This is a genomic window from Bradyrhizobium sp. CCBAU 11434 (assembly GCF_028128895.1).
In the GTDB taxonomy this organism is placed as follows: domain Bacteria; phylum Pseudomonadota; class Alphaproteobacteria; order Rhizobiales; family Xanthobacteraceae; genus Bradyrhizobium; species Bradyrhizobium zhengyangense.
In genome coordinates this window covers 62,348-70,623 of sequence record NZ_LBJX01000079.1, presented here as the reverse complement: position 1 = coordinate 70,623, position 8,276 = coordinate 62,348, and the positions used below count along the sequence as shown (strand labels likewise).

5 protein-coding genes and 1 pseudogene are annotated in these 8,276 nt (G+C 57.1%); 1 reads left to right on the top strand and 5 read right to left on the bottom strand.

Annotation, left to right across the window (positions count from 1 at the left end; genetic code table 11):
• Positions 1-215, top strand: a pseudogene (locus XI06_RS17155) (IS110 family transposase); the annotation flags it as partial.
• A 186-nt stretch (positions 216-401) separates the two neighbouring features.
• Here XI06_RS17155 and XI06_RS17150 read toward each other — a convergent pair.
• From XI06_RS17150 to XI06_RS17130, 5 genes are all read right to left on the bottom strand, one after another.
• Positions 402-788, bottom strand: coding sequence for a nuclear transport factor 2 family protein (locus tag XI06_RS17150; protein WP_271605970.1), 387 nt, complete (start codon positions 786-788; stop codon positions 402-404).
• A gap of 48 nt (positions 789-836) precedes the next feature.
• Positions 837-2,453, bottom strand: a complete 1,617-nt coding sequence (locus XI06_RS17145; RefSeq protein WP_271605969.1) for a GMC family oxidoreductase — start codon at positions 2,451-2,453, stop codon at positions 837-839.
• Between the two features lie 605 nt (positions 2,454-3,058).
• On the bottom strand, positions 3,059-3,904 hold the full coding sequence (locus tag XI06_RS17140; protein ID WP_271605968.1) for a transporter substrate-binding domain-containing protein: 846 nt from the start codon (positions 3,902-3,904) through the stop codon (positions 3,059-3,061).
• Positions 3,905-4,495: 591 nt separating this feature from the next.
• The gene (locus XI06_RS17135; protein WP_271605967.1) at positions 4,496-5,278 is read right to left on the bottom strand and encodes an aspartate/glutamate racemase family protein; all 783 of its coding nucleotides are present in this window, start codon (positions 5,276-5,278) and stop codon (positions 4,496-4,498) included.
• A gap of 81 nt (positions 5,279-5,359) precedes the next feature.
• Positions 5,360-6,562: an NAD(P)/FAD-dependent oxidoreductase gene (locus tag XI06_RS17130; RefSeq protein WP_271605966.1), complete on the bottom strand. Its 1,203-nt coding sequence runs from the start codon at positions 6,560-6,562 to the stop codon at positions 5,360-5,362.
• Between the last annotated feature and the right edge of the window lie 1,714 nt (positions 6,563-8,276).

Here is an 8,276-nt window from a genome sequence, read left to right as displayed (position 1 = left end):
AAGCGATCGAGAAATCAGCTTGAGCAGTCGCTGGCTAATGTTCCGCCCTGCCTGATCGGAATGGAAGCCTGTGCCGGAGCACACCACCTGGGTCGCAAGCTCGAGAAATTAGGCCATCAAGTAGGGCTCTTGCCAGAACAGTATGTGAAGCCATACCTCAAGGGCCACAAAATGACTTCCGTGATGCCGAAGCCATCGCAAGGTTTTTTGCTCGAGCGAGGGCTGGCAGTTCGGCAGGGAGCGGCAGCACTCCGATTGGCACTTCCCCACGGACGACTTGCTCGCAGTTCGCCTCTTCGACCACCTGAATCAACGTAACCAAGACTGCGCTAGGGACAACGGGCGTTTACTAGAAGTCACTTTGCTCGAACCTTCTCTAGGGTCGCGATGCTAAGGCGAGATTATGATCCGGGCGGCAAGATTTGCGCGATGTGGTAAGCCTTCGACGTGATGAGCCATTTCCCCTCGGTGAAGTGGAGCGTCAGATGGTCGATATACCTCGCCTGCCCGAGCCGCACGCGCAGTTTCACGGTCGCCAAGCAAGATGCGATCTGATCAATGCTAAGGATTTGGTGATCGCGGGGAGAGTCCAGGGATGCGGCTGAGGGCTTGTTGCGCATCACATCGCAAAACTCGGTTAGCGACCATGCGATCAGTTCACCGTTCCACAAGCCGTGGATCAGAGCAGCTTTATGGAAACTCTCGTGATACCGGCTCACGTCGGCGTAGTACGTGAGATCGACATATACGTTGACCGCGGCAGCGACGGCTTGAGTTCGCGTGTGCATTTGACTCGAACAGGTTTCCTTCGGAACGGATTGAAGTTTTGTGAAGGGTCAGGCTGCAACTTTGACGCCTCCTTTGGCGTCTTCCTTGATCATGTCGGCGCCCTTTTCGCCCACCATGACCGTGGCCACGTGGATACCCGCTGCCGGCACCGTTGGCATGATCGAGGCATCGATCACTCGCAGACCGGCAATACCGTGCACACGCAGGCGGTCGTCCACCACGGCCATGGGGTCGCTCCCCATCTTGCAGGTTCCGACCGGGTGATAGAGTGCCCGGCCCGTTTGGCGCGCGTAGTCGAACCATTCGTCGTACGTTTGCACCCTATCCCCTGGACGATTCTCGAAAGCGATGTATTTAGCGATAGCAGGATGCTGCATGATCCTGCGCGCGATCTGCATGCCCGCCACTGTGACTTCGCCGTCCGATTGAACCGACAGAAAATTCGCCTGGATATCAGGGTCGCTGCCAGGCGCCGACGAATTGATATGGATCCGACCGCACGACTCGGGCCGACATGGGCCAAGCACAAGTCCCATACCGGGCTCTCTCTCAAGCTGTCCAACCCGCCTGGGATCGTAGCTCGCGGGGGACATCAGCAACTGCACATCAGGAACTTCGAGGTCAGGTCGAGTGCGCATGAAGCCAAACACCTGGCCGGCCGACCACGTGAGTATTCCACTCTTGCTTACATAATAGCGCGCGATCTCTCGTAGGAGACTGGCTCCCCGTGTCTGCTCGTTCAGTGTAATGGCTCGATTGACGCGCCAGTTCATGCCCGTCACGAAGTGATTGCGAAGATTCTCCCCGACGCCTTTCAGCTCGTGGCGCACCTCGATGCCGATCATCTTGAGAAGGTCGGGATTGCCAATGCCGGAGTGCTCTAACAACCCCGGCGACTCTACGGCCCCACAACAAACGATCACCTCACGACTGCAGCGCATCTCGCGCTTTTCTCCGCGGCGTGTATAGGCGACGCCAATGACACGCTTGCCCTCAAGTAAGAGGCGAGTGACATGTGCGTCGGTCTCAATGCGCAAGTTGCTGCGGGTGCGCGCCGGATCCAGGAACGCACGTGCACCAGACCATCTCCGGCCATTCTTGATCGTGACCTGGAAATAACCGAAGCCATCTTGCTGTCCGTTGTTGTAGTCTGTGTTCCGAGGGAATCCATTGGCTTCGGCAGCCTCAATTAGGGCGTCACAGAGAACGTGGCGCTCCTCTGTGTCGCGCACGTTCAAGGGGCCGCCCTTACCACGTGTTTCATCACACTTACCTTCGTAATGCTCAGACTTCCTAAAGTAAGGTAGTACGTCGTTGTATGACCAACCTCGATTGCCGAGCTGCGCCCAATTGTCGTAGTCGAGTGGGACGCCGCGCGAATAAAGCATCCCATTTACTGAACTGCAGCCGCCCAGCGTGCGCCCCCGGAACAACGGGATACGCCGGTCGCCGAGAACATTGCCGGACTTCATCTGGAAGAGTCGGGTGAACTTTTTCTGGTTTAGGATCTTTGTGAATCCCGCGGGGATATCGATCCACATGGAATTATCGCGCGGCCCAGCCTCGAGCAGCAGCACCTTCACGTTCGGATTATCACTGAGGCGATTGGCAAGCACGCAGCCCGCCGAGCCGCCGCCAACTATGATGTAGTCCCACACGATCATGGCGTCTCACTCACCTTTTTCCGCCTGCGGACTCTCTTCGGTCCAGACACGTATTCATTGCCCAGGTCTCTAGCAGACCAAGGCTTGTTGACTGGCGAGCCCCCGATCGACTTTTGAACGAATCCACGGACAGATGTTCAAGCACGAGTCTGTATCACGAGCTCCCTCATCAGATCAGCCCCCTCGCTTCGCCCTGACCGGGTTGCCGTCTGTAAGGCGTTTTGAAGGCGCAGTCGTCCGTAAACCGCGCTAGCCCCCCCCCCATGGCCAGCTCCCGCAGCGTCAGAATTTCCAGATTAGACATGAGCCAGCTCCTTCGCCTTTGCCCACGCGCTCGCGGTCCGATGCCGCCACGCCTGCAATATCTCATCGCGCAGCAAGAACTCACACCTCGTGCCGACATGCCCGCATTCGGCCACGAGCGGACCGGTTTCGCTGTGCGGCTCATCGGGAATATCGAAGCTGCTTGATGCGGCCGGACCGCGAGGTCATCACCGCCACACGCTAGGCAAGGAAATATGGCATGGAAAGCACCGTGACCTTGCGCGCCTCTTGACTACGATAGCAAGCTAGGTGTTTCGCCTGCGCGCGGGAAGCGATTGCTCCTACTCGCAGCTTGGCTCGAGGTCGCTAGCCTTGGCGTAACGGGAGAGCAACTTGGCCATCGTATCGCCGTTGTAGTACTGGCCGTAAAGTCTTGTGAACGTGCCGTCTTTGATAAACCCTATCAGCTGCTCATTGAAGGCGTCGCGGAAGGCCTTGTCTTCCTTGCGGAACACCGCACCCGACCCAAATACTGGCGAATGTTCATCAGGGATCACCTCCAGACCCTTCTCCCGCGGATTAGGGATACTAAATTGACCGACAACAAAAGCATCCGCCCGACCACCGGTAACTGTGGCAGCGCCAGCCTGAAAGTCAGGGATGATAGTAATTTGCTCGGACTTAACGCCCTGTGACTTGGTATATTTGCTGTAACTGTCGGTGCCCGGCAGCATTGCGATCTTGATGTCAGCGCGTTGCGCTACGTCTGCAAGGCTCTTGAGATGCTTCGGATTTCCCAGAGGAACAAACAACGCAGTTCGAGTTGCATAATAGGGGGTCGAAAACAGCGCCACCTTACAGCCTTCTTCCGTGATGTTCCAGCCGGCGCCAAGATAGTCGAACTGATGGGCTAGGAGGCCCGGGATCATGGAATCCCACCCAGTGAGCACGGGCGACAGTGTTGGCAGCCCTATGCCTTTCAGGACTAACTTCTGCAGCTCAATCGAAGGTCCGGCCGCCTCCCCGCTCGGTGACACCGTCAGGTAAGGAGGTATCGAGGCAATCGCCACTTTGACGTGGCCGGCTTTGCGGAGCGCCTCAAGAGAGTCCGTCGTTTGCGCAAACGAAGGATACGAATAGCCGACGAGTGCAAGCATCGCGACCGGTAGCGAGTACTTTAGTTTCATGTTGGTTCCCCCCTTCTATGTCAATCAGTCTAGGAGGATCGTCTTCGCTGTCGCAAATACCAATTTCGTAGAGATCTATACCAGAATGGAATTGAGGCTCGCTGCGGTGCTGGATGGTTGTGGCTTTGCGGCGATTGGGTTCTGTGCTCGCAGGAGCAGGAAACAAACTATGAGTCATCGCACGGCGAACGGCCAATCGGCTCACATTTGTTTTGTCCCGGCGCAAGATCACCTTACCGGTTAGGGGAGGCTCAGTAGAACTGGCAGTCTTGCGTGAAGGTTCGAAAGTTCGAATCCGAGTTTCGGGCTAGCATGCTTTCGAACAACGCTGATGCACCAACAAGCGACTGACGCGTCTTTGGGAAAGTCGACTCTATCGCGGATGCCTCTCGGCAGTACGCCAGATTTATTTCCCTTTGAGCATTCCCGTACCGACCTGTCCGAGATCTAGACGCTGACGCAGTTGCCGCGACCGACTTAGACCAAACTTGACGTATGCTCTATGGGCGGCTCTGGCCAGTTGAATTGTCTATGGACCTATAAGCAGACCGGATTGGGATCTCGCGCACGGGTCCATTTTGCTCTTGCATGCTACACATGCCCATAGAAATCGCGGTGGACAGCGACCGAATAGGCATAGTCCAGCAGCGTCGCCCAGCTGAACACCGGCATCCCAATTTCTCGTTGGATTGCCCGCCCAAAGGGCTGGAAGCCGGTGCAGTAGAGCACCATAGCGCCCATTTTCGGATGCGCGTCGGCGAAATCCCGGGCGACTTTGACAAGATCGCGCTCTGCGAGTTGATAGTCGGCAGTCGGGATTGCGGGACGCAGATCCTTGTTCCAGAGACTGTCGAATTGCGGCGTCTTGCGATCGTCCATTGCTCCGCGGACGACATAGTTCGTTCCTACCGTTACTCCGACCGAAGTCAGGTGCCGATCGCTTAGATAGCTGCCCCCTCCCACTAGGATGCCGACAACCCGCTCCTGCCCGATGACCGTCTGCGCCAACGGCACCTGCAAAAGGCTGGAAGCAAAAACAGGCACATTTACCGCCGCTGCAATTTCCTTTTGGAAACGCGCAAAATAACCGCATTCCGCAGCGATGGCTCTACAACCCAGACGCTGAAGCTTACGCGCCGCAGCCAGGATCCGCGCCAGAAGGTCTCCCTCTTGTTCACCACGCGTCAGATTCGAGATGTTCACGCCCTCGGCAATCTCGTATTGGATCGGGAACGGGTAAGCGCTGGCATTTCGCACATCACCTGGAAAACCGGGATAGACGTCATCGAGAATGATAATTCCAAGGCCCATACCATAGCAGCACTGGCTGCGGCGAGCATGGATGCGTTGAATGGCTGGGTCGTGCACTGGCATGATCGTCGCACCTATTGTGGACTGGTCGGACCTTCATTGAGATATGATTAGACAGAGCGAGATATGTTTTTACAGACGTCCCTACTCCTCGACTCGCCCGCGCCATCGGCTCCAAGCCAACCTAGTATGGGCGCCAATGTCTAGGAACGGACGTGGAGGCAGCCTATTCGGTGCGCCAAGAGCTTGCATGTCGGCAATCAGCGGATTATCCAGACCGCACGCCATGTCGGCTCCCAAGAGCCCGCTGATCGTGCCTTTTACCACCCCAACGCCATTATCGCAAACGGCGGCGTAGACGTTGGGAGCGACGCGCCCAAATCCAGGGCTGCCATTGCCGGACACGCAAATGTATCCAGTCCAAGTGTACTCTAAGTTGACTTCCGGCAGCAGCGGGAACCGCTCGTTCAATAGTCGTTTATGCTCCAGCTGGACTTTCCGACGGTGGTCGTCCGATTGCCGAAAGCTCGGGCAGAAAGCGGCCGTCTGCCTGATTAGAATGCGGAGGTCGGGTGTCAGGCGCACGGTGGCGCCGATGCCGGCACGTGGATTGGCGGGCGTCAGGCCCCAGGGATCCACTCGGCCTAGAACTTCATACTCCCGCTGGGTCAAACAGCGGCTGAGGCTCGCGTTGACCGCAAATACTAAAAGCCGCCCCTGATAGAAGCCGAACTGTTCAGCAAAGCTGTTCACCGCAAGGATCATTCCCCCCGCACTGATAGAACCGTTGGGCGTCTTGAGTTCGACTTTGTCATTGTAATCAGTCTTTATGACGGGGGACTGCTCAAACAGCGTGACGTTCTCCGGCAAGGTGTCGGCCAACCCCCGCGTCAATGCCGCGGGATTAACGAGCACGGTACCGGGCGTGTATATCGCGGCGGTAAAGTGATCTGAGCCAAGTCGTTTTTTGAGCTCGGCCCTGTCGCACCAAATATAGGGCTGGCCGAGGCTATCAAATTCCTTTGACGTTGGTTCGAGAATCTCCCTTACCCCCAGGTTAGTGATTGCCGCTTGATACTTACCGGCCTGGCTCCAATCGCAGGCGATTTTATGCTGCTCGACCTGTTTGCGTAGATAGTCAATTCCGGCGTGATTAAGTCGCAGATGACACCTCGAAGCATTGAGGTCAGAAAGCTTATGTGGGACATCTATCACGAAACCCGAATTGCGACCCGACGCACCTTCGCCTGCTTCTTGCGCCTCGATCAGGATGATCTTGCTGCTCGGCCGATTCTCGGCAAGTCGGCGCGCTGCCGCCAGGCCTACAAAACCTGCGCCGACCACCACCCAATCTGCCTGGACCGTTCCCTGAAGAGACGGCTTGGGCTCTCGAGGCGGCAAGATTCGGCTCCACCCATTGGTGCTATCGTCAGCAGGCAAAATACGACACTTCGGCATGACCTTCTTTCAGCTTGTGAGCCTGCGCAGCTCCAACATGAGTGGCTTGGCGACGAGAGCGCTTCCTGCTCGGCATGGCCGCACCGTGGCGCTGGGCACCAAGGGTGCCCGCTAAATGGTCAACTCGATGCGCGTGTACAACGAGACGCAACCGAGGCCGGCGCAATACCGCGCTGCAAGTCGGGCCAACGGGCCGCCAGATCGGAGACATTCGACAGTTCTGGCTGAGCTTTCGACTGGCCTATTACTTTGTCAATTGACATAGTATTTGTGGAAGCAACGTAACCCTCTGCATGCATGCCGCCCCGGTCGGAATTTCGCGCATCGGTGCTTGGACCAACCGCACTGGCGACGCCAATACCAAATTCGAAGGGATCAATTCCGGATTGGAATAAATGCACGCGTCGACGCGGATGAATCCATGCCCGGTCGATTCGCGGTTCATCTTTGCGCGAATGGTTTTGTGACCCCAAAGAGCCGTAAACAAGCCTTGGCATCTCGCGGCGAAAGCCGGAGCGATATCACCGATATTCCTGGCCAAGGCGCCTCGCGTATTTTGCTTTGCGCGAGCTTGGCGCTCCAATGGCCGTCGATTCTTCTCAGTCCATCAAGACGCAAACCTCGGATTCAACGAAGCCGTGAGAGGCGAAGCTGGGATCAATGCTCTTGATCATGATGGTCCGCGGACAGTTCATTTTCGCTTTCATCGCGTCAGTCATTCTTCTATTGCGCCAGCAGGCGACGGCAGGCGTCGGAAGACCTGAACAATCGTAACTATGTCCTCATCGGCTGCATTTCACTCCAATGATGGCTGATGCCGCCAGTCGATGACACGAACATCATCGGGTCTTCGGGCACAATCGTGGCTAGCACCTGAGCATCGTGACCGGCCCGCAGCATCAGGGAAACTTCCCGCAGGCGGTGGACGTTGGCCCGCTCGATCGCCCGCTCTGCTTCGCACGCATGGTGCACGCGCTGTAGTGCAAATCGGCTGTTGACTGAGGCGGCAGGGCCCTTTGCTATTGGCCTAGTCGGCTCTCGCTTCAATCACAGCCGGATCATCGTCGCGAATCTGGACCGTATCTCCGCGCTCTGGAATGTTGCAGGGGGCGAGCGTGTTGCGGCGGCTGATCCATACTGTCCGCGGCAGGCCTTCTTTCGAGAAATGCTCGTCTAGCGCGATACAGATTTGGCGAGCGCAGGCCCGACATCTTTCCTGACATGCGTCTTGTGCCACGATTGTTCTGCGCGCCGGCAAGGGGCATGTGATGGAAGTGACAGCGCCGCTGTTAAAGCCTTGGCTGGAGTGTGTCGCCCTCTCTATGTCGGCCTCGGCAGTCAGCGGTGTGCGGCCCGCAACGCCCTGAAGCGTCGCGCACGTGGCCTGTTACGGTCGGCGGCGGAATAGATTTCAGCCTCAGTGACTTCGCCGATATAGGACCCGGGGACAGCGAAACAATCGAAGTGACCTTTCTTGTCGCAGCTTACCACCTCGACTGCGCCGTTGATCGTGGGGTCGGGATTGAGCACACGGCTGCTTGGAGTGCAAGGATGACATCGAGTCTTCCATCCAACCAGCCTGCATAATTCTCGCCTTCCAGAT

What these genes read in the sequence shown, in the direction of transcription:
- XI06_RS17135 (WP_271605967.1), bottom strand. Translation starts at nt 5,278, where the DNA reads ATGCCAGTGCACGACCCAGCCATTCAACGCATCCATGCTCGCCGCAGC.
- XI06_RS17145 (WP_271605969.1), bottom strand. Translation starts at nt 2,453, where the DNA reads ATGATCGTGTGGGACTACATCATAGTTGGCGGCGGCTCGGCGGGCTGC.
- XI06_RS17150 (WP_271605970.1), bottom strand. Translation starts at nt 788, where the DNA reads ATGCACACGCGAACTCAAGCCGTCGCTGCCGCGGTCAACGTATATGTC.
- XI06_RS17140 (WP_271605968.1), bottom strand. Translation starts at nt 3,904, where the DNA reads ATGAAACTAAAGTACTCGCTACCGGTCGCGATGCTTGCACTCGTCGGC.